Here is a 19122-nt window from a genome sequence, read left to right on the forward strand (position 1 = left end):
AACCACAAAGCTGCACCGCAACATCACTGGTCAACCCATTGAAACAGGCCCTAGCTGCCTGCGTGGCTGCCGCACCGAAGTCAGCGGCACGGCCGCCGCCGCGGCGAAGTCGATGTCGTCGTACCCCACGATGGCCAGGTCGTCCGGCACCCGCAGCCGCAGGCTGACGCACGTCTGCAGCAACCCCAGAGCCAGCAAATCATTGGCGCAGAACGCAGCCGTCGGCCGCAAGGAAGACGGCAACCCGGCCAAGCGCTGCCCGGCGGTCCGGCCCTCCGCGACCGTCAACGCGGACGTGCTCAGGTCGACCAGGTCCTCCGGCCCCAGCCCGGCCTCCTTCATCGCCCGCAGCGCGCCCTCGCGCCGGTCGCGCACCTGGCCGAGCGAATCGGGGCCGCCGATGAACGCCACCCGCCGGTGCCCCAGCTCCAGCAGGTGCTGCACCGCGAGCCGCCCGCCCAGCACGTCGTCCACGGCGACCGAGCAGTGGTCGCCCGACTGCCCGGTCCGGTCCACGATCACCAGCGGGATCCCGTGCGCCGCCGTCTCCGCGAGCACCGGCGCGTCCGGGTCGACTGGCGTGATCAGGATGCCCTGCACCCGCTGCTGCTCCAGCCGGCTCAGGTAGTCGCGCTCGCGCTCGGCGCGGTTCGCGCTGTTGCACAGGAACAACGACAGATCGGCTTCGTCGGCCGCGTCCTCGACACCCTCGGCCACGTCGGTGAAGAACGGGTTGCTCCCGTCGAGCATCACGTACGCCAGGATCCGGCTGCGCCCCGCCCGCAGCTGCCGCGCCGTCTCGTTGCGCACGAACTTCAGCTCGGCCATCGCCGCCTCGACCTTCGCCCGCGTGCGGGGGCTGACCCGATCCGGCCGGTTCAGCACGTTCGACACGGTCCCCAGTGACACGCCCGCCGCCGCCGCGACGTCCTTGATCCCCGCCGCCCGGGGCTCCGGAACAGCAGCCCCACCCGTGGTCGTGCGTGCCACGTGACCCTCCCGTTGAAACGTGTAACAAGCATCGATGTTATCGGATTGCGACCGAGAAAACCCGCCTGAACTGGGCGAAAAACTTGTCGTTGACTTCGTGATCCAGCGCATAGTAGCGTCAGCGCGCCAGGTTTGTGAAACCTTTCATTTCGGAGGTCGCGATGGTGCGGCAGGACCCGGGCAGCGTGCCCTTGCTGGAGGTCCGCGGCGTCACGAAGTCGTTCGGCGCGGTGGCCGCCGTGCAGGGGGTGTCGTTCCCCCTCCACTCCGGCGAGGCCCACGCGCTGGTGGGTGAGAACGGCGCGGGCAAGTCGACCATCGTCAAGATGCTCGCCGGGGTCCACCGCCCGGACACCGGAACGCTGCTGGTCGACGGGCAGCCCGTCGAGTTCTCCTCCCCGGCCGACGCCAAGGCCGCCGGGATCGCGGTGATCTACCAGGAACCCACGCTGTTCCCCGACCTCACGGTCGAGGAGAACATCGTGATGGGCCGCCACCCGCGCAAGCGGCTGGGCATGATCGACCGCGGCGCGATCCGGGCCGAGGCGGAGAAGCTGTTCGCCCGCCTGGGCGTGCGGATCGACCCGGGCCGCCCGGCTCGCGGCCTGTCGATCGCCGACCAGCAGATCGTGGAGATCGCCAAGGCGCTGTCCGCCGACGCGCGTGTGCTGATCATGGACGAGCCGACCGCGGCGCTGTCGCTGGTCGAGGTCGAGCGCCTGTTCTCGGTCGCGCGCAACCTGCGTGACGAGGGTGCGGCGATCATGTTCATCTCGCACCGCTTCGAGGAGATCACCGAGTTGTGCCAGCGCGTGACGATCATGCGCGACGGCAAGCACGTCTCCACCGACCCGATGGACGACCTGACCGTCGACGAGATGGTCCGCCGCATGGTCGGCCGCGAGCTGGACGCGTTGTTCCCCAAGCAGGACGTCACCCCGGGCGAGGTCGTGCTCGAGGTCGAGGGCCTGTCCCGCGAGGGCGTCTTCCGGGACGTCTCGTTCGAGGTCCGGGCGGGCGAGATCGTCGCGTTCGCCGGGCTGGTCGGCAGTGGACGGTCCGAAGTGGTCCAGGCGGTGTTCGGAGTGGACGAGCGCGACGCGGGAACCGTGAAGCTGCGCGGGAAGAAGCTCAAGCCGGGCTCGCCGCGCGCCGCGATGGCCGCGGGCATGGCCCTGGTGCCGGAGGACCGGCGCCAGCAGGGCCTGGTCATGGACCTCTCCATCGAGCGGAACGTGACCCTGCCGCGCTCGGGCGCGCTGGCGAAGCTGGGTTTCCTGTTCGGCGGCGGCGAGCGCAAGGAAGCCCTGCGCTGGACCGAGCGCCTGCAGACCAAGTACGGCCGGCTCAGCGACGCCGTCGGCACGCTGTCCGGCGGCAACCAGCAGAAGGTCGTGCTGGCCAAGTGGCTGTCGATGGCGCCGAGCGTGCTGATCGTCGACGAGCCGACGCGGGGCATCGACGTCGGCACGAAGGCCGAGGTGCACCGGTTGATGTCGTCGCTGGCCGCGGAGGGCGTCGCCGTGATCATGGTGTCCTCCGAGCTGCCCGAGGTGCTCGGCATGGCCGACCGCGTGCTGGTGATGCGCGAGGGACGGATCGTCGCGGAGATCTCCCGCGAGGACGCGAGTGAGGACTCGGTGATGTTCGCAGCGATGGGTCAGGGAGCGGCGGCGTGAACGCGACGAAGGTGGTGGCTCCCACGACGACGAGCCGGTCGGCGCCCCGGAAGTTCTCCGTCGGCGGCCTGTTCAAGGCGCGTGAGGCGGGCATCGTCCTCGCGTTGATCGCGCTGGTCGCGTTCACGGCGACGCAGAACTCGCGGTTCCTGTCCGCGCAGAGCATCCGCGACATCCTGCTCGGCACCGCGATCCTGGCCGTCCTCGCGGTCGGCCAGGCGACGGTGATGATCACCCGCAACATCGACCTGTCGGTCGGCTCGGTGCTCGGCCTGTCCGCGTTCGCGGTGGGCTCGCTGCTGCAGGCCAACCAGGGCATGCCGGTGATCGTCGCGCTGGTCGTCGGCGTCGCGGTCGGCGCCGCGTGCGGTGTCGTCAACGGGTTCCTGGTCCGGTTCGGCCAGGTGCCCGCGCTGGTGGTCACCCTCGGCACGCTCTACGCCTTCCGCGGCGCGGCCTACTTCTGGGCGGGCGGCGAGCAGATCAACGCCGACGAGCTGCCCGGGCACTTCCTCAAGTTCGGCAACTCCTCGATCCTGGGCATCCCGTGGCTGGTGCTGATCGCGGTGATCGTGCTGGTCGTCGCCGGGGTCGTGCTGCGCAACTACCGCGCCGGCCGCGAGCTGTACGCGATGGGGTCGAGCCCGCAGGCCGCCGAGCTGGCCGGCATCAAGGTCGGCCGCAACACCATCGCCGCGTTCCTGGTCAGCGGCGCGCTGGCCGGGGTCGCCGGTGTCCTGTTCGCCGCGCGGTTCGGCACGATCGACGCGGCCGCGGGCAACGGTTACGAGCTGAACGTGGTCGCCGCCGCGGTGGTCGGCGGGGTCGCGGTGTTCGGCGGCAGCGGCACCGTGTGGGGCGCGGGCCTGGGCGCCCTGCTGCTCACGGTCATCGGCAGCTCCCTGGCGGTCCTCGACATCAACCAGTTCTGGCAGCAGGCCATCGTCGGCGCGCTGATCCTGCTCGCGATCGGGGCCGACCGCCTGGTCGCGGTGCGGGTGGCCAAGTCACTGAAGAAGAGGGATTCCCATGTCTGACAAGCGGCCGGCCTGGCTGTCCCGCCTGGCGAGCTGGGACGCCGCCGTCATCGTGATCACGGTGCTGGTGCTGCTCATCGCCTCCGGCGTGGTGGAGAACTTCGGCAGCAGCCGCAACTTCACGTTCCTGCTGCTGGACCTGCTGCCCATCGCGCTGATCGCGCTGCCGATGACGTTCGTGATCGTGACCGGCGAGATCGACCTGTCCGTGGCGAGCACGCTCGGCCTCACCTCGGCAGTGATGGGCGACCTGTGGAACCGCGGCCTGCCCATCGAGACGATCATCCCGTTGTGCCTGGTGCTCGGTGCGGTGCTGGGCGCGCTCAACGGGTTCTTCGTGACCGTGCTGAAACTGCCGTCACTGGCGGTCACCATCGGCACGCTCGCGCTCTACCGCGGCCTGGCGTTCGTGGTGCTCGGCGACGGCGCGGTGGCCGACTTCCCGCGTGCCTACACCTCGTGGGTGACCGGCACGATCGGCGACGGCCCGATCCCGAACGTGCTGATCCCGCTCGTCGTGCTCGCCGTGGTGTTCGGCCTGGTGCTGCACGCGACGCCGGTCGGCCGCTCGGTGTACGCCGCCGGCGCCAGCGAGCAGGCCGCGCGCTTCGCCGGCATCCGCGTGGCGCGGCTGAAGTTCTGGCTCTACGTCGTCAGCGGTCTCGTCGCCGGCCTGGCCGGCGTGCTGTGGACGCTGCGGTACTCCAGCGCCCGCGCCGACAACGGCCTCGGCATGGAACTCGCCGTCGTGGCGGCGGTCCTGCTCGGCGGTGTCTCCATCTTCGGCGGCAAGGGCACCCTGCCGGGTGTGCTCGCCGGGGTGGTCCTGCTGGCCACGCTGCAGAACGCGCTGCGGCTGCAGGACGTGTCGAACGAGGCGCTCAACATCGTCACCGGGGTGCTGCTGATCATCTCGGTGCTCCTGCCCAACATCGTGATCAGGTTCCGGGCTGCCGTGCGGCGCCGGGCGACCACATAGAAAGGCGAAACGCCCATGAAGAGACGACTCCTCGCCGGTGCGGTGTCGGCAGCGCTCGTGCTGACGGTGTCCGCGTGCGGTGGCACCACGAAGAACGACAGCAGCTCGTCCGGCGGCGGTGGCGCCCAGTCGACCGCGCAGGCCGACCCGAACGCCGCCACCAAGGAAGGCGTCAAGATGGCCTTCCTGCCCAAGCAGCTCAACAACCCGTACTCGGACATCGAGGTGGGCGGCGGCAAGACCGCGCTGGACGAGCTCAAGGGCGAGTACAAGCTGGTCGGCCCGAACGACGCCAGTGCCTCCTCGCAGGTCAGCTACATCAACACGCTGATCCAGCAGCAGCAGGACGTCATCGGCATCGCGGCGAACGACCCGAACGCGGTGTGCCCGTCGCTGAACCAGGCACGCAGCTCCGGCATCAAGGTGGTGGCGTTCGACTCCGACGCGGCCAAGGACTGCCGCGACGTGTTCATCAACCAGGCCACCACCGAGGGCATCGGCGAGCAGCTGGCGAAGATGGCCAGCGAGCTGGCGGGCGGTTCGGGTGAGATCGCGATCCTGTCGGCGACCCCGAACGCCACCAACCAGAACGCCTGGATCGAGGTGTTCAAGCAGCAGCTCACCAAGCCCGAGTACGCGAACCTGAAGCTGGTGAAGGTCGCCTACGGCAACGACGACGACCAGAAGTCGTTCCAGGAGGCCCAGGGCCTGCTGCAGTCCTACCCGAACCTGAAGGCCATCGTCGCGCCGACCACCGTCGGCATCGCCGCGGCCGCCCGCTACATCAGCTCCTCCAGCTACAAGGGCAAGGTCGCGGTGACCGGACTCGGCACGCCGAACCAGATGCGCGAGTACGTCAAGGACGGCACCGTCACCAAGTTCGCGCTGTGGAACCCGGCCGACATCGGCTACCTGGCCGCCTACGCGGGTGTCGCACTGGCCTCCGGCCAGATCACCGGCGTCGAGGGCCAGAAGTTCAAGGCGGGCAAGCTCGGCGAGTACACGATCGGCAAGGACGGCGAGATCGTCCTCGGCCCGCCGACGGTGTTCGACGCGAGCAACATCGACCAGTACAACTTCTGACAGTCTCCCGGCCGGGCCGCACCGGCGGCCCGGCCGGGGCTCCACCGAGGACGGATCGTGGCCCGATACTGCTTCTGCCTGCTGGTGAAGCCTGACCGGATGGCCGAGTACGCCGGGCGGCACCGTGCTGTGTGGCCGGAGATGCGGCAGGCGCTGACCGACACCGGATGGCGCAACTACTCGCTGTTCCTCCGGGACGACGGCCTGCTGATCGGCTACGTCGAGGCCGACGACCTCGACGCCGCGCAGGCGGCCATGGCCCGCACCGAGGTCAACGCCCGCTGGCAGGCCGAGATGGCCGAATTCTTCACGGGCCTGGACGGGCGCGGCCCCGACGAGGGGTTCCAGTTGCTCACCGAGGTCTTCCACCTGGAAGGAAAGTGATCCTGTTGTCCGACCTGACCGCCGTGAAAGCAGCCCTGCGCGCTCAGCGGATCGAGACGCCTTCGTGGGCCTACGCCAACTCCGGCACCCGCTTCAAGGTGTTCCCGCAGCCCGGGGTGCCCCGCACGCCGGAGGAGAAGATCGCCGACGCGGCGAAGGTGCACGAGCTGACCGGCATCGCGCCGAGCGTGGCGCTGCACATCCCGTGGGACCGGGTCGACGACTACGGCGCCCTCACCAAGTACGCGCACGACCTGGGCATCGAGATCGGCGCCATCAACACCAACGTCTTCCAGGACGAGGACTACAAGCTGGGCTCGGTCACCAACCCCGACCCGCGGATCCGCCGCAAGGCCACCGATCAGCTGCTCGAGGCGATCGACATCATGGACGCCACGGGCAGCAAGGACCTGAAGTTCTGGTTCTCCGACGGCATCAACTACCCGGGCCAGGACGACCTGCGCACCCGGCAGGACCGGCTGGCCGCCGCGCTGCGCGAGGCCTACGACCGGCTCGGCGACGACCAGCGGATCCTGCTGGAGTACAAGCTGTTCGAGCCCGCCTTCTACGCCACCGATGTGCCGGACTGGGGCACCTCGTACGCGCACTGCGTCGAACTGGGTCCGAAGGCGACGGTGTGCATCGACACCGGCCACCACGCGCCGGGCACGAACATCGAGTTCATCGTCGCGTTCCTGCTGCGCCAGGGCAAGCTCGGCGCGTTCGACTTCAACTCGCGCTTCTACGCCGACGACGACCTGATGGCCGGTGCCGCCGACCCGTTCCAGCTGTTCCGCATCATGTGGGAGATCGTGCGCGCCGACGCGCTGGACCCGTCCTACGGCATCAACTTCATGCTCGACCAGTGCCACAACATCGAGGCGAAGATCCCGGCGATCATCCGCTCGGTGCTCAACGTGCAGGAGGCCACCGCGAAGGCCCTGCTGGTCGACAAGGAGGCGCTGTTCGCCGCGCAGCAGAACGGAGACGTGCTCGGCGCCAACGCCGTGCTGATGGACGCCTACAACACCGACGTGCGGCCGCTGCTGGCCGAGCTGCGCGAGGAGGCCGGGCTGGACCCGGACCCGATCGCCGCCTACCACCGCAGCGGTTACCAGGAAAAGATCGTCGCCGAACGAGCCGACGGCCGGCAGGCCGGTTGGGGAGCCTGAACCACCATGACGAACAATCCCGCCGCCGAACTCATCCAGCGCAGCAACGCCCTCGGCGCCGACCCGCGCAACACCAACTACGCCGGGGGCAACACCTCGGCCAAGGGCAGCGAGACCGACCCGGTCACCGGGCAGCCGGCGGAACTGCTGTGGGTCAAGGGATCCGGGGGTGACCTGGGCACGCTGACCGAGGCCGGGCTGGCCGTGCTGCGGCTGGACCGCCTGCGTGCGCTGGTGGACGTCTACCCGGGTGTCGAGCGCGAGGACGAGATGGTCGCCGCGTTCGACTACTGCCTGCACGGCCGCGGCGGCGCCGCGCCGTCGATCGACACCGCGATGCACGGCCTGGTCGAGGCCACGCACGTCGACCACCTGCACCCGGACTCGGGCATCGCGCTGGCCACCGCCGCCGACGGACCGGCGCTGACCAAGGAGTGCTTCGGCGACCGCGTGGTGTGGGTGGACTGGCGCCGCCCCGGGTTCCAGCTGGGCCTGGACATCGCCGCGGTGAAGAAGGCCAACCCACAGGCGATCGGCGTGATCCTGGGCGGGCACGGCATCACCGCGTGGGGCGAGACGTCGGAGGAGTGCCGGCGGAACTCGCTGGAGATCATCCGGACCGCGGAGAAGTTCCTCGCCGAGCGGGGCTCCGCGGAGCCCTTCGGCGCGGTCGTGCGCGGGTTCGAGCCGCTGCCGGAGGAGGAGCGGCGGAAGCGGGCCGCCGCGCTCGCGCCGGTGATCCGCGGGCTGGCCTCGACCGACCAGCGTCAGGTCGGCCACTACAACGACAGTGACGTGGTGCTGGAATTCCTGTCCCGGGAGAAGCTGCAGCCGCTCGCCGCGCTCGGCACGTCGTGCCCGGACCACTTCCTGCGCACCAAGGTCCGCCCGCTCGTGGTCGACCTGCCCGCGACCGCCCCGCTGGAGGACGTCGTCGCGCGCCTGAAGGAACTGCACGAGGCCTACCGGGAGGACTACCGCGCCTACTACGAGCGGCACGCCACCCCGGACAGCCCCGCGATGCGCGGCGCCGACCCGGCGATCGTGCTCGTGCCTGGTGTCGGCATGTTCTCCTTCGGCAAGGACAAGCAGACCGCGCGCGTGGCCGGCGAGTTCTACGTCAACGCGATCAACGTGATGCGCGGCGCCGAGGCGGTCTCCCGCTACGCGCCGATCCCGGAGAGCGAGAAGTTCCGCATCGAGTACTGGGCGCTGGAGGAGGCCAAGCTCCAGCGCATGCCCAAGCCGAAGCCGCTGGCCGGGCGCGTTGCCCTGGTGACCGGCGCCGGGTCGGGCATCGGGCGCGCCATCGCCGAACGGCTCGCCGCCGAGGGCGCGTGCGTGGCGATCGCGGACCTGAACGGTGACGCCGCCGAGGAGGTCGCGCGCTCCATCGGGAACACCGACAAGGCGGTTTCCGTGGTCGCGAACGTTGTCGACGCCGATGCGGTCGCTGCGGCAGTCGACGCGACGGTGCTGGCGTTCGGGGGCATCGACCTGGTCGTCAACAACGCCGGGCTGTCGATCTCCAAGCCGCTGCTGGAGACCACCGAGAAGGACTGGGACCTGCAGCACGACGTGATGGCCAAGGGCTCGTTCCTGGTCTCGCAGGCCGCGGCGAAGGCGATGATCGCGCAGGGCCTTGGCGGCGACATCGTCTACATCTCGTCGAAGAACTCGGTGTTCGCAGGCCCCAACAACGTCGCCTACGGCGCGGCCAAGGCCGACCAGGCGCACCAGGTCCGGCTGCTGGCCGCCGAACTCGGCGAGCACGGCATCCGGGTCAATGGCGTCAACCCGGACGGTGTGGTGCGCGGTTCCGGCATCTTCGCCGGAGGCTGGGGCGCGCAACGCGCCGCGGTCTACGGCGTGCCGGAGGAGGACCTGGGCAAGTTCTACGCCCAGCGCACCATCCTCAAGCGCGAGGTGCTGCCCGAGCACGTCGCCGCGGCGGTGTTCGCGCTCACCGGCGGCGACCTGACGCACACGACCGGCCTGCACGTGCCCGTGGACGCGGGTGTCGCGGCCGCTTTCCTCCGCTGAAGCAGGAAGGGACCTTCACCATGAACCTCGAGCGGATCACCCCGAGGCGCACCCGCGTCGGCCTCGTCGCAGGCGGGCTCGGGGCGTACTGGCCACAGTTCCCGGAGCTGCTGCCGCAACTCCAGGCCTCCGCGCGGCGGGTGGCCGAGCGACTGTCCGGAATGGACTGCGAGGTGGTGGACGCCGGGTTCGTCTCGGACGAGCGGGAGGGCGCGGCCGCCGCGGAGAAGCTGCGGGTCGCCGACTGCGACCTGATCATCGGCTTCCTCACCACGTACCTCACGTCCAGCATGCTCGCGCCGGTCGCGCAGCGCAGCGGAGCGCCGGTGCTGCTGCTCAACCTGCAGCCCACCGAGGCGATGGACCACGCGAACTTCGACACCGGCGCCTGGCTCGCCTACTGCGGCGCCTGCCCGCTGCCGGAGATGGCCAACGCCTTCCGCCGCGTCGGCGTCGAGTTCCGGTCGGTGTCCGGGTACCTGGAGGACGAGCGGGCCTGGACCCGCATCGAGCGCTGGATCAAGGCCGCCGGGGTGCGCGCCGCGTTCCGGCACGGGCGGCACGGCCTGCTCGGCCACCTCTACCCGGGCATGATGGACGTCTCGACCGATCCGACGCTGGTGACCGCGCAGCTCGGCGGGCACGTGGAGATCCTGGAGATCGACGACCTGCGGGTGCGGGTCGAGAAGGTCACCGACGACGAGACCAAGGCGCGGATGGACCTCGCGAAGGAGATCTTCGACCTGGACGACTCGGTCGTCGAGGAGGACTTCGCGTGGGGCGCCCGTGTCTCGGTGGCGCTGGACCGGCTGGTCGAGGACTTCTCCCTGGACACGCTGGCCTACTACCACCGCGGCCTGGACGGCGAGACCCACGAGCGGGTCGGCGCCGGGTTCATCCTCGGCGCGTCGCTGCTCACCGCGCGCGGCATCCCGGCGGCGGGGGAGTTCGAGCTGCGCAACTCGCTGGCGATGCTGGTGATGGACCGGCTCGGCGCGGGCGGCTCGTTCACCGAGCTGCAGGCGCTCAACTTCCGGGACAACGTGGTCGAGATGGGGCACGACGGCCCGGCGCACCTGGCGATCAGCGCGCGGCGGCCGCTGCTGCGCGGGCTCGGCGTCTACCACGGCAAGCGCGGCTGGGGCGTGTCCGTCGAGTTCGACGTCAAGCACGGCCCGGTGACACTGCTCGGCCTCGGTCAGGAACGCGACGGGCGGTTCACGCTCGTCGCGTCCGAGGGCGAGGTCGTGCCCGGCCCGCTGCTGGAGATCGGCAACACCACCTCCCGCGTCGACTTCGGCGGCAACCCCGGCGAGTGGACCGACGCGTGGTCGGCCGCCGGGGTCAACCACCACTGGGCGCTGGGCACCGGGCACCGCGTCGCGGAGCTGGAGGCGGTGGCCGACCTGCTCGGTCTCGAACTGCGCGTGGTGCGGGTGTGATGCGACTGGCGGCCGTCGACCTGGGCGCGTCCAGCGGGCGCGTCATGGCCGGCACGGTGGGGCCCGGCGTGCTGTCGGTGCAGGAGGTGCACCGCTTCGCCAACGGCGGCGTCCGGGTCGCCCACGCGGGTGGATCGACCCTGCACTGGGACATCCTCGGCCTCTACCGCGAGCTGCTGACCGGGGTGCAGGCCGCGCACAAGGCCGGTGCGCTGGACGGTCTCGGCATAGACTCCTGGGCCGTGGACTACGGGTTGCTCGACGCCTCCGGGGCGCTGCTGGGCAACCCGGTCAACTACCGCGACGCACGCACCGAGGGCGTGGCCGAGCGGGTCCTGGAGTCCGTGCCGGCGCGGGAGCTGTTCGACGTCACCGGCCTGCAGCAGCTGCCGTTCAACACGCTCTACCAGCTGCTGGCCGAGCGTGACCTGAGCGCGGCCGAGACCATGCTGCTCATCCCGGACCTGCTGAACTACTGGCTGACCGGGGTGCGCGGCGCCGAGCGCACCAACGCCTCCACCACGCAGCTCTACGACGTGCGGTCGCGGGAGTGGGCGGTGGACCTGGCGACGCGCGTCGGCATCCCGCCGCGGTTGCTGCCGCCGTTGCGCGACCCGGGAACGGTGGTCGGCACGCTGCTGCCGGACCTGGCCGCCGAGCTGGCGCTGCCGGAGCTGCCGGTGGTCGCGGTCGGCTCGCACGACACCGCGTCCGCCGTGGTGGGGGTGCCCGCCGAGCCGGGCGCGAACTTCGCCTACATCTCCTCGGGCACCTGGTCGCTGGTCGGACTGGAGCTCGACGAGCCGGAGCTGGGCGACGCCGCGCTGGCGGCCAACTTCACGAACGAAGGCGGTGTCGACGGCACGATCCGGTTCCTGCGGAACGTGATGGGCCTGTGGGTGCTGTCCGAGTCGCTGCGCACGTGGGAGGCGCAGGGCACGCCGGTCGCGCTGCCGTCGGTGCTGGCGCAGGCCGCGGAGGTGCCCGCGTTGTCCGCGGTGGTGGACATCGACGCGCCGGTGTTCCTGCCGCCGGGCGACATGCCGTCCCGGATCCGGCAGGCCTGCGCCGAGACCGGGCAGCGGGTCCCGGAGACGCCGGGGGAGATCGTCCGGTGCGTGCTGGACAGCCTCGCGCTGGCCTATCGTCGGACCGTGCGCCAGGCATCGGAGCTGACCGGCAGGCCGGTCGACGTCGTCCACGTGGTCGGTGGCGGAGTCCGCAACGAGCTGTTGTGCCAGCTCACCGCGGACGCCTGCGGCGTGCCCGTGCTGGCCGGGCCGGTCGAGGCCGCGGCGCTGGGCAACGTGCTCGTGCAGGCTCGCGCGCTGGGCGCGGACCTGCCGGACCTGGCCGCGATGCGGGCGCTGATCCGGGACACGCACGAGCTGCGCCGCTACGAACCGTCCGGCCGCGAGGCCGACTGGGCGCTGGCGGCCGCGCGGATCGATCCGAAGGTGGTGGCATGAAGGTCGCCGTGCAGGTCACCTGCATCAACGACGCGATGTTCCCGGACACCGGCAAGGCGGTGTTCACGCTGTTGCGGCGGCTCGGCGTGGAGGCGGACTTCCCGGTCGCGCAGACGTGCTGCGCCCAGCCGATGGTCAACACCGGCTACCTCGACGAGGCTGTGCCGGTGGTGCGCAACTTCGTCGACGCGTTCGCCGGGTACGACGCGATCGTGACCCCGTCCGGGTCGTGCGCGGGATCGGCGCGGCACCAGCACTCGATCGTCGCGCGGCGCAGCGGGGACAGCCGGTTGCAGGAGGCGGTCGCGGAGACCTCGCCGAAGGTGTACGAGCTGACCGAGTTCCTGGTCGACGTGCTCGGCGTGACGGACGTCGGGGCGTACTTCCCGCACCGCGTCACCTACCACCCGACCTGCCACTCGCTGCGGATGCTCGGCGTCGGCGACCGGCCGCTGCGGCTGCTGCGCGAGGTGCGCGGGCTGGACCTGGTGGAGCTGCCCGCCGCGGACGAGTGCTGCGGTTTCGGCGGCACGTTCGCGGTGAAGAACGCGGAGACCTCGACCGCGATGGGCGCGGACAAGGCGCGGCACGTGCTGGACACCGGCGCCGAGGTGCTGGTGGCCGGGGACAACTCGTGCCTGCTGCACATCGGCGGGCTGCTGTCGCGGCAACGCACCGGCGTGCGCGTGATGCATCTGGCCGAAGTGCTCGCCGGGACAGAGGACGCATGAGCGCCACTTTTGTTGGGATGCCTGCTTTTCCGGCGGCGGCCCGGGAGGCGTTGTCGGACACGCAGCTGCGCCGCAACCTCGCGCACGCCACCGGCACGATCCGCGCCAAGCGCGCCGCGGTCGTCGGCGAGGTGGACGAGTGGGAGGAGCTGCGCCTGGCCGGCGCGGCGATCAAGGACAACACGCTGCGACACCTCGACGAGCACCTGCTGCGACTGGAGAAGTCCCTGACCGACCGGGGCGCGACCGTGCACTGGGCGCGGGACGCCGCCGAGGCGTGCGAGATCGTCGCTGGGATCGCGAAGCAGCACGCCGTCGACGAGGTCGTCAAGGTCAAGTCGATGGCGACGCAGGAGATCGGGCTCAACGAGGCGCTCGCCGCCCGTGGCATCACCGCGTGGGAGACCGACCTGGCCGAGCTGATCGTGCAGCTCGGCGACGACCTGCCTTCGCACATCCTGGTGCCCGCGATCCACCGCAACCGCGCGGAGATCCGGGAGATCTTCCGCGACAAGATGGCCGCCGCCGGGCGCCCGGCGCCCGACGACCTGTCGGACCGGCCTGCGGAGCTGGCCGGCGCGGCGCGGCTGCACCTGCGGGAGAAGTTCCTGCGGGCCCGGATGGCCGTGTCCGGGGCGAACTTCGCGGTCGCCGAGACCGGGACGCTCGTCGTCGTCGAGTCCGAGGGCAACGGGCGGATGTGCCTGACGCTGCCCGAGGTGCTGGTGTCGGTGGTCGGGATCGAGAAGATCGTGCCCACCTGGTCCGATCTGGACGTGTTCCTGCAGCTGCTGCCGCGCTCCAGCACGGGGGAGCGGATGAACCCCTACACCTCGACGTGGTCGGGCGCGACCGAGGGCCAGGAGGCGCACGTGGTGCTGCTGGACAACGGCCGCACCCGCGCGCTGGCCGACGAGGTCGGGCGGCAGGCGCTGCGCTGCATCCGGTGCTCGGCCTGCCTGAACGTGTGCCCGGTGTACGAGCGCACCGGCGGGCACGCGTACGGCTCGGTGTACCCGGGGCCGATCGGGGCGATCCTGAACCCGCTGCTGCGCGGCACGGGCGTGGACGACCAGGTGGACTCGCTGCCGTACGCGTCCAGCCTGTGCGGCGCGTGTTTCGAGGCGTGCCCGGTGCGGATCGACATCCCGGAGGTGCTGGTGCACCTGCGGTCCAAAGTGGTCGACGCGCACCGGTCTTCGCCGAAGGCCGAGGCGGTGGCGATGAAGTCGGCGTCCTGGGTGCTGGCGGACTCGAAGCGCCTTGGCCTGGCCGAGCGCGGAATGGGTGTCGCCGGGCGGTTGCTGGGGCGGTTCGGGCGCAAGGTGATGCCCGGCGGACGGCGTGCCCTGGGCCGGTTGCCGTGGCCGGGTTCGTTGTGGAGCAACGCGCGGGACGTGCCGGCGCCGCCGGTGGAGTCGTTCCGGTCGTGGTGGCGGCGGGAGGGACGGCGATGAGCGCGCGGGAGGAGATCCTCGGCCGGGTGCGGTCCGCGCTGGCCGCGGCGGACCCGTCGGAGGCGCCGGTGCCGCGCGGCTACCGTTCGGTGGTTCCGGCCGGTGACGTGGTGGAGCTGTTCGCCGAGCGGCTGGTCGACTACCGGGCCGAGCTGACGCGGTGCACGGAGGACACGCTGCCCGCGGCGCTGGCCGACGCGCTGGGTTCCGCGGAGTCCGTGCTGGTGCCGGACGGTTTCCCGTGGCAGGTGCCCGGTGGTGTCCCGGACACCGGGCAGTCCGCGGCGGAGCTGGACCGGCTGGACGCGGTGGTGACGCTGGCGGCGCTGGCGATCGCGAAGACGGGCACGATCGTGCTGGACCACGGGCCGGGGCAGGGGCGCCGGGCGGTGAGCCTGGTGCTGGACCGGCACGTGTGCGTGCTGCGGACGGACCAGATCGTGCCCGGCGTGCCGCAGGCCGTGGCGGCGCTGTCCCCGGACCGGCCGCAGACGTGGATCAGCGGCCCCAGCGCGACGAGCGACATCGAGCTGAACCGGGTCGAGGGCGTGCACGGGCCGCGGACGCTGCACGTGCTACTGGTGTCGCCGTGACGACCGCGCAGCGCCCGGACACGTTGCCGCGGGCGGACCTGGAGCTGTTGGAACTGCTCGCGGACGGCCTCCCGCTGGACGCCATCGCCCGCCGCCTGGACCTGTCGGAGCGCACCGTGCGACGCCGGCTGCGGGCGATCTGCGACCGCCTCGGCTTCGCCGCGCCCATCCAGGCCGTGGTGTGGGCCGCCCGGCGGGGACTGCTGTGAGTTCCCCGCCGGAGGCACGCCGCTAGCTGACCATCCGGAGTTCGAGGAGCCAGCCGGGGCTGTCGTAGCTGCACCGGTAGTCGACGACCGCGCCGACGCCGATCATGTCCCGGCCCTGCTGCCGGCACTTTTCGTAGGTGGCGTAGACCTTCCACGGGACCCACACGTCCTGGGTCGTCACCGTCCCGGTGTCCGTGGGGGCGGGACTGGCGCCCGCCAAGGCGGTGGTGGCCGTCCAGCCGGTGAACGTCACCGCGACCGCCAGCGCCGACACCGTGGCCAGCCTTCTCAAGCTTCGTTGCATGATGAACCTCCCAGTGGTGAAAAACCATCGTGGCGCAGCTGTGTGTCGTGAACCTGGCACGAACAAAAGTGCGCAAGCAGGCGGTACCGGGCGCGGCTACGGGTTTCCTACGGCCCCCGCGTGAGGGACGTGGTGACCGGATTCGGACACCGATCTTGTTCCGGACGTGAAGTCCCCGTAACGTTCTCTCAGGTTTGAAACGATTCACCGTCGAATCAGCGGCCGTCTCCCCACCGGCCGAGGAGGAGCAGCACCGATGCGCTCTCGTTCTCGTCTCCGCAGAATCCTGATCCCGGTCACCGTCGCCGCGGCGCTGGTGTCCGGGGTCGCCCCGCCGGGCGTCGCGCAGGGCGGGCTCGTCTCCGTCACCGATCTGCGCACCGCGCACCAGGACCGTCCACTCGGGACCGACGACACCACTCCCGTCCTGTCCTGGCAGAACACCGCTCAAGCCCGTCACCGCGAACAGTCCGCCTACCAGATCCAGGCCGCCACCTCGCGCGAAGCCCTCGACCGCGGCCGCGCCGACCTGTGGGACACCGGGCGCGTGCCCAGCGCCGACGTCGAAGCGACCTACGCCGGCCAGCCCCTCAGCAGCCGCCAGCGCGTCTTCTGGCGCGTGCGCACCTGGTCCGGCCCCGCGCCCTCGGCGTGGAGCGAGCCGACCTGGTTCGAAACCGGCCTCACCGACCAGGAGGACTGGACGGCGGGCTGGATCACCCACCACGACTGGCAGCTCAGCCGCAAGCCGGCGCAGCCCGTGGTCGTCACCCTCCCCGCGCGGACCGCGCGCTACGTCCGCCTCGACGTCACCAAGCTCGGCCTTCCGCTCGCCGAGCAGCCCATCGACAGCAACAACCGCCTCGTCACCACCGGCACCCCGCGCCGCTTCCCGGACCTGACCTACCGGCTGCAGCTCGCCGAGGTGCAGGTGCGCGACTCCGCGAACCCGTCGGTCAACTTCGCCGCCGGGCGCGAAAAGTTCGTCACCGCCTCGGAGACCGAGACCATCCGCAAGGAGTGGGAGCCTGGCCTGATCGCCGACGGCCTCACCACCTCCAACCCGGAGGAGGCGAGCAACGCCGGCTACCAGAGCGCGGCGCACGACAACCCGAATGCGCCGGTGTGGGCGACGATCGATCTCGGCGCCGACCGCACCTTCGACCAGGTCGTGCTCTACCCGCGCACCGACACCCTCACCGCCGACGGCAGGACCCCCAACTTCCCCGTCGACTACACCATCCAGACCGCGACGGCCGCGACCGGCCCGTTCACCGTCGCCGCCACCGTCAAGGACCAGCCCACGCCGGAGAACTGGCTGCCCGAGGCCCTGCCGCTGTTCGCGAAGGACTTCACCGTCCAGGACCGCGTGCAGCAGGCCCGCCTGTACGTCAGCGGCCTCGGCGTGTACGTGCCGAGCCTCAACGGCGCCCGGGTCGGCGACGCCGTGCTCGAACCCGGCAACACCGACTACGCCGACCGCGTCACCTACGCCGCCTACGACGTGACCGGCCAGCTCCGCGGCGGCGCGAACACGATCGGCATCGCGGTCGGCAACGGCACCGCGGACGCGCTGCACACCTCCGGCCGCTACCGCAAGTTCGCCCGCACCGCCAGCGACCCGCAGGTGATCGCGCAGCTCGAGCTGACCATGGCCGACGGCAGTGTCCAGCGCATCGTCACGGACCCGTCGTGGCGCACCGCGCTCGGCCCGACGACGGCGTCCAACTGGTACGGCGGCGAGGACTACGACGCCCGCCGCGAGATCCCGGGCTGGGACGCGCCGGGCGCGAACCGCGCCGCGTGGACGCCTGCCACCGCCGTCGCCCCGCCCGCGCCGACCACCAAGCTCACCGCGCGCAGCGGCGAGCCGGTCCGCGTCGTCGAGCAGCTGCCCGGCGCGGAGGTGTCCCGGCCCGCGCCCGGCGTGCGGGTGTTCGACCTCGGCCGCAACATCGCCGGCATCCCGCAGATCACGCTGACCGCCCCGGCGGGCACCACGGTCCGCGTCTTCCCGGCCGAGGCGCTGCGCAACGGGCGGGTCGACCAGTCGAAGTCCAACGTCGGCGCGCCCATCTGGGACAGCTTCACCGGCAAGGGCGGCACCCAGACGTGGCACCCCGAGTTCTCCTACCACGGCTTCCGCTACCTGGAGGTCGTCGGCATCCCCGACGACGCGCGGTTGTCGGTGACCGGCCTGCGCACCATGGCCGACAACGACTCCGCGGGCGAGTTCACCACGTCCGACGAGATCGTCAACGGCATCCACCGCCTCACCCGGCACGCACTGGAGAACAACATGCAGAGCGTGCTCACCGACTGCCCGAGCCGGGAGAAGCTGGGCTGGCTGGAGCAGGACCACCTGGCGTTCGACACGATCGCCCGCAACTACGACGTCGAGGCCTACCTCGGCAAGATCGTGCAGGACATCGCCGACGGCCAGGAGGCCTCCGGCATGGTGCCGAGCACCGTCCCGGACTACGTGACGCTGGCAGGCAGTTACCGCGACGACCCGAACTGGGGCGGCGCCCTGGTCCTGCTGCCGCTCAAGGCCTACCGCACCTACGGCGACGACGAGCTGCTGCGCACCTACTACCCGGCGATGCAGCGGTACCTGTCCTATCTGGAGGGACAGACGGCGCGCTGGATCGACGGCGGGGTCTACGACTACAGCCTCGGCGACTGGATCACCACGGAGAGGCCCGTGATGCCGCGTGCGATCACCGGCACCTTCGGGGTGTGGGCCATCGCCGACGGGCTCGCGCAGGTCGCCAAGGCGCTCGGCCGCGACGCCGACGCGGCCGCCTACCGCGCCCGCGCCGACGACCTCGCGCGGAAGGTGTGGGCGAAGTACTACAACCCGGCCACCGGCCTGTTCGGCGGCGGTGGGCAGGGCGCGACCGCGCTGGCACTGGACATGGGCGCGGTGCCCGCGAACCTGCGGGCCGCGCAGGTGCAGCACCTCGTGGACAGCATCCAGGCCACCGGCTGGCACCTGATCATGGGCGAGATCTCGTTCCCGTCCGTGTTGCGCGTGCTGTCCGCGGCCGGGCGCGACGACGTCGTCTACCTGATCGCGACCCAGACCACCAGCCCCAGCCTCGGTTTCCAGGTCAAGGCCGGGCTGACCGCGCTCGGCGAGACCTGGGACGGCGGCAGCGGCCAGTCGCAGAACCACTTCATGCTCGGCGCGATGGACGGCTGGCTGCAGACGCGGCTGACCGGCATCGAGCAGACGGCCGATTCCGCCGGCTTCCGGCGCCTGCTGATCGACCCGGCGGTGGTCGGCGACCTGACCTCGGCGTCGGGCAAGTACGAGAGCACCTACGGCGAGGTCCGCACCTCCTGGACGCGCACCGGCGGCGAGTACCGGCTGGAGGTCACCGTCCCGGTGGGCGCCACTGCCGAGGTGCACGTGCCGTTCGCCGGTCACGTCCCGCCGGTCGCCGACGGCGCCCGGTTCGTCCGCGTGGACGGCGGCGAAGCCGTGTTCGAGGCCGGCTCCGGCTCCTGGACCTTCCGCTCGCGAGTGTCCTGAGAGGACGACACC

16 protein-coding genes are annotated in these 19122 nt (G+C 71.2%); 14 read left to right on the forward strand and 2 right to left on the reverse strand.

Features of this window, described 5'->3' with window-relative positions; translation table 11 throughout:
- Positions 1–30: 30 nt before the first annotated feature.
- A complete protein-coding gene (locus tag L2C96_RS33760; protein ID WP_237339127.1) occupies positions 31–936 on the reverse strand; it encodes a LacI family DNA-binding transcriptional regulator in 906 nt (301 codons plus the stop codon).
- Positions 937–1151: 215 nt separating this feature from the next.
- On the opposite strand from L2C96_RS33760, the gene L2C96_RS33765 reads away from it, so the two are divergent.
- From L2C96_RS33765 to L2C96_RS33825, 13 genes are read left to right on the forward strand one after another with little or no spacing between them, the layout of a single operon-like run.
- Positions 1152–2669, forward strand: a complete 1518-nt coding sequence (locus L2C96_RS33765) for a sugar ABC transporter ATP-binding protein (protein ID WP_237339084.1) — start codon at positions 1152–1154, stop codon at positions 2667–2669.
- The gene (locus L2C96_RS33770; protein ID WP_372491294.1) at positions 2666–3706 is read left to right on the forward strand and encodes an ABC transporter permease; all 1041 of its coding nucleotides are present in this window, start codon (positions 2666–2668) and stop codon (positions 3704–3706) included. Before L2C96_RS33765 ends, L2C96_RS33770 begins: the two co-directional genes overlap by 4 nt.
- The gene (locus L2C96_RS33775; RefSeq protein WP_237339085.1) at positions 3699–4685 is read left to right on the forward strand and encodes an ABC transporter permease; all 987 of its coding nucleotides are present in this window, start codon (positions 3699–3701) and stop codon (positions 4683–4685) included. The genes L2C96_RS33770 and L2C96_RS33775 overlap by 8 nt, the downstream gene beginning before the upstream one ends.
- A gap of 15 nt (positions 4686–4700) precedes the next feature.
- Positions 4701–5768 carry a rhamnose ABC transporter substrate-binding protein gene (rhaS, locus tag L2C96_RS33780; RefSeq protein WP_237339086.1) on the forward strand — a complete coding sequence of 356 codons (1068 nt, stop codon included), beginning with the start codon at positions 4701–4703 and terminating at the stop codon, positions 5766–5768.
- 57 nt (positions 5769–5825) lie between these two features.
- Positions 5826–6152, forward strand: coding sequence for an L-rhamnose mutarotase (locus L2C96_RS33785; RefSeq protein ID WP_237339087.1), 327 nt, complete (start codon positions 5826–5828; stop codon positions 6150–6152).
- On the forward strand, positions 6149–7324 hold the full coding sequence (gene rhaI, locus L2C96_RS33790; protein WP_237339088.1) for an L-rhamnose isomerase: 1176 nt from the start codon (positions 6149–6151) through the stop codon (positions 7322–7324). The genes L2C96_RS33785 and rhaI overlap by 4 nt, the downstream gene beginning before the upstream one ends.
- A 6-nt stretch (positions 7325–7330) precedes the next feature.
- Positions 7331–9367 carry a bifunctional aldolase/short-chain dehydrogenase gene (locus L2C96_RS33795; RefSeq protein WP_237339089.1) on the forward strand — a complete coding sequence of 679 codons (2037 nt, stop codon included), beginning with the start codon at positions 7331–7333 and terminating at the stop codon, positions 9365–9367.
- Positions 9368–9387: 20 nt separating this feature from the next.
- Positions 9388–10809 (forward strand): L-fucose/L-arabinose isomerase family protein, encoded by a 1422-nt coding sequence (locus L2C96_RS33800; protein WP_237339090.1) that lies wholly within the window; start codon positions 9388–9390, stop codon positions 10807–10809.
- Complete coding sequence (locus L2C96_RS33805; RefSeq protein WP_237339129.1) at positions 10809–12278, forward strand: rhamnulokinase; 1470 nt, start codon at positions 10809–10811, stop codon at positions 12276–12278. Before L2C96_RS33800 ends, L2C96_RS33805 begins: the two co-directional genes overlap by 1 nt.
- Positions 12275–13009, forward strand: a complete 735-nt coding sequence (locus L2C96_RS33810; protein WP_237339091.1) for a (Fe-S)-binding protein — start codon at positions 12275–12277, stop codon at positions 13007–13009. Before L2C96_RS33805 ends, L2C96_RS33810 begins: the two co-directional genes overlap by 4 nt.
- Positions 13006–14466 (forward strand): lactate utilization protein B, encoded by a 1461-nt coding sequence (locus L2C96_RS33815; RefSeq protein WP_237339092.1) that lies wholly within the window; start codon positions 13006–13008, stop codon positions 14464–14466. Before L2C96_RS33810 ends, L2C96_RS33815 begins: the two co-directional genes overlap by 4 nt.
- A complete protein-coding gene (locus L2C96_RS33820; RefSeq protein WP_237339093.1) occupies positions 14463–15059 on the forward strand; it encodes a LutC/YkgG family protein in 597 nt (198 codons plus the stop codon). The genes L2C96_RS33815 and L2C96_RS33820 overlap by 4 nt, the downstream gene beginning before the upstream one ends.
- Positions 15056–15268: a helix-turn-helix domain-containing protein gene (locus L2C96_RS33825; protein ID WP_237339094.1), complete on the forward strand. Its 213-nt coding sequence runs from the start codon at positions 15056–15058 to the stop codon at positions 15266–15268. The genes L2C96_RS33820 and L2C96_RS33825 overlap by 4 nt, the downstream gene beginning before the upstream one ends.
- A gap of 22 nt (positions 15269–15290) precedes the next feature.
- On the opposite strand, the gene L2C96_RS33830 is transcribed toward L2C96_RS33825, so the two are convergent.
- Complete coding sequence (locus L2C96_RS33830; RefSeq protein WP_157358583.1) at positions 15291–15572, reverse strand: hypothetical protein; 282 nt, start codon at positions 15570–15572, stop codon at positions 15291–15293.
- 256 nt (positions 15573–15828) lie between these two features.
- On the opposite strand from L2C96_RS33830, the gene L2C96_RS33835 reads away from it, so the two are divergent.
- Complete coding sequence (locus L2C96_RS33835) at positions 15829–19110, forward strand: family 78 glycoside hydrolase catalytic domain (RefSeq protein ID WP_237339095.1); 3282 nt, start codon at positions 15829–15831, stop codon at positions 19108–19110.
- Positions 19111–19122: the final 12 nt, after the last annotated feature.

The organism is Amycolatopsis tucumanensis, from assembly GCF_021654135.1.
GTDB classification, from domain to species: Bacteria; Actinomycetota; Actinomycetes; order Mycobacteriales; family Pseudonocardiaceae; genus Amycolatopsis_E; species Amycolatopsis_E tucumanensis.

What these genes read in the sequence shown, in the direction of transcription:
- L2C96_RS33765 (WP_237339084.1), top strand. Translation starts at nt 1,152, where the DNA reads ATGGTGCGGCAGGACCCGGGCAGCGTGCCCTTGCTGGAGGTCCGCGGC.
- L2C96_RS33775 (WP_237339085.1), top strand. Translation starts at nt 3,699, where the DNA reads ATGTCTGACAAGCGGCCGGCCTGGCTGTCCCGCCTGGCGAGCTGGGAC.
- L2C96_RS33835 (WP_237339095.1), top strand. Translation starts at nt 15,829, where the DNA reads ATGCGCTCTCGTTCTCGTCTCCGCAGAATCCTGATCCCGGTCACCGTC.
- L2C96_RS33810 (WP_237339091.1), top strand. Translation starts at nt 12,275, where the DNA reads ATGAAGGTCGCCGTGCAGGTCACCTGCATCAACGACGCGATGTTCCCG.
- L2C96_RS33820 (WP_237339093.1), top strand. Translation starts at nt 14,463, where the DNA reads ATGAGCGCGCGGGAGGAGATCCTCGGCCGGGTGCGGTCCGCGCTGGCC.
- L2C96_RS33805 (WP_237339129.1), top strand. Translation starts at nt 10,809, where the DNA reads ATGCGACTGGCGGCCGTCGACCTGGGCGCGTCCAGCGGGCGCGTCATG.
- L2C96_RS33795 (WP_237339089.1), top strand. Translation starts at nt 7,331, where the DNA reads ATGACGAACAATCCCGCCGCCGAACTCATCCAGCGCAGCAACGCCCTC.
- L2C96_RS33830 (WP_157358583.1), bottom strand. Translation starts at nt 15,572, where the DNA reads ATGCAACGAAGCTTGAGAAGGCTGGCCACGGTGTCGGCGCTGGCGGTC.
- L2C96_RS33815 (WP_237339092.1), top strand. Translation starts at nt 13,006, where the DNA reads ATGAGCGCCACTTTTGTTGGGATGCCTGCTTTTCCGGCGGCGGCCCGG.
- rhaS (WP_237339086.1), top strand. Translation starts at nt 4,701, where the DNA reads ATGAAGAGACGACTCCTCGCCGGTGCGGTGTCGGCAGCGCTCGTGCTG.
- L2C96_RS33800 (WP_237339090.1), top strand. Translation starts at nt 9,388, where the DNA reads ATGAACCTCGAGCGGATCACCCCGAGGCGCACCCGCGTCGGCCTCGTC.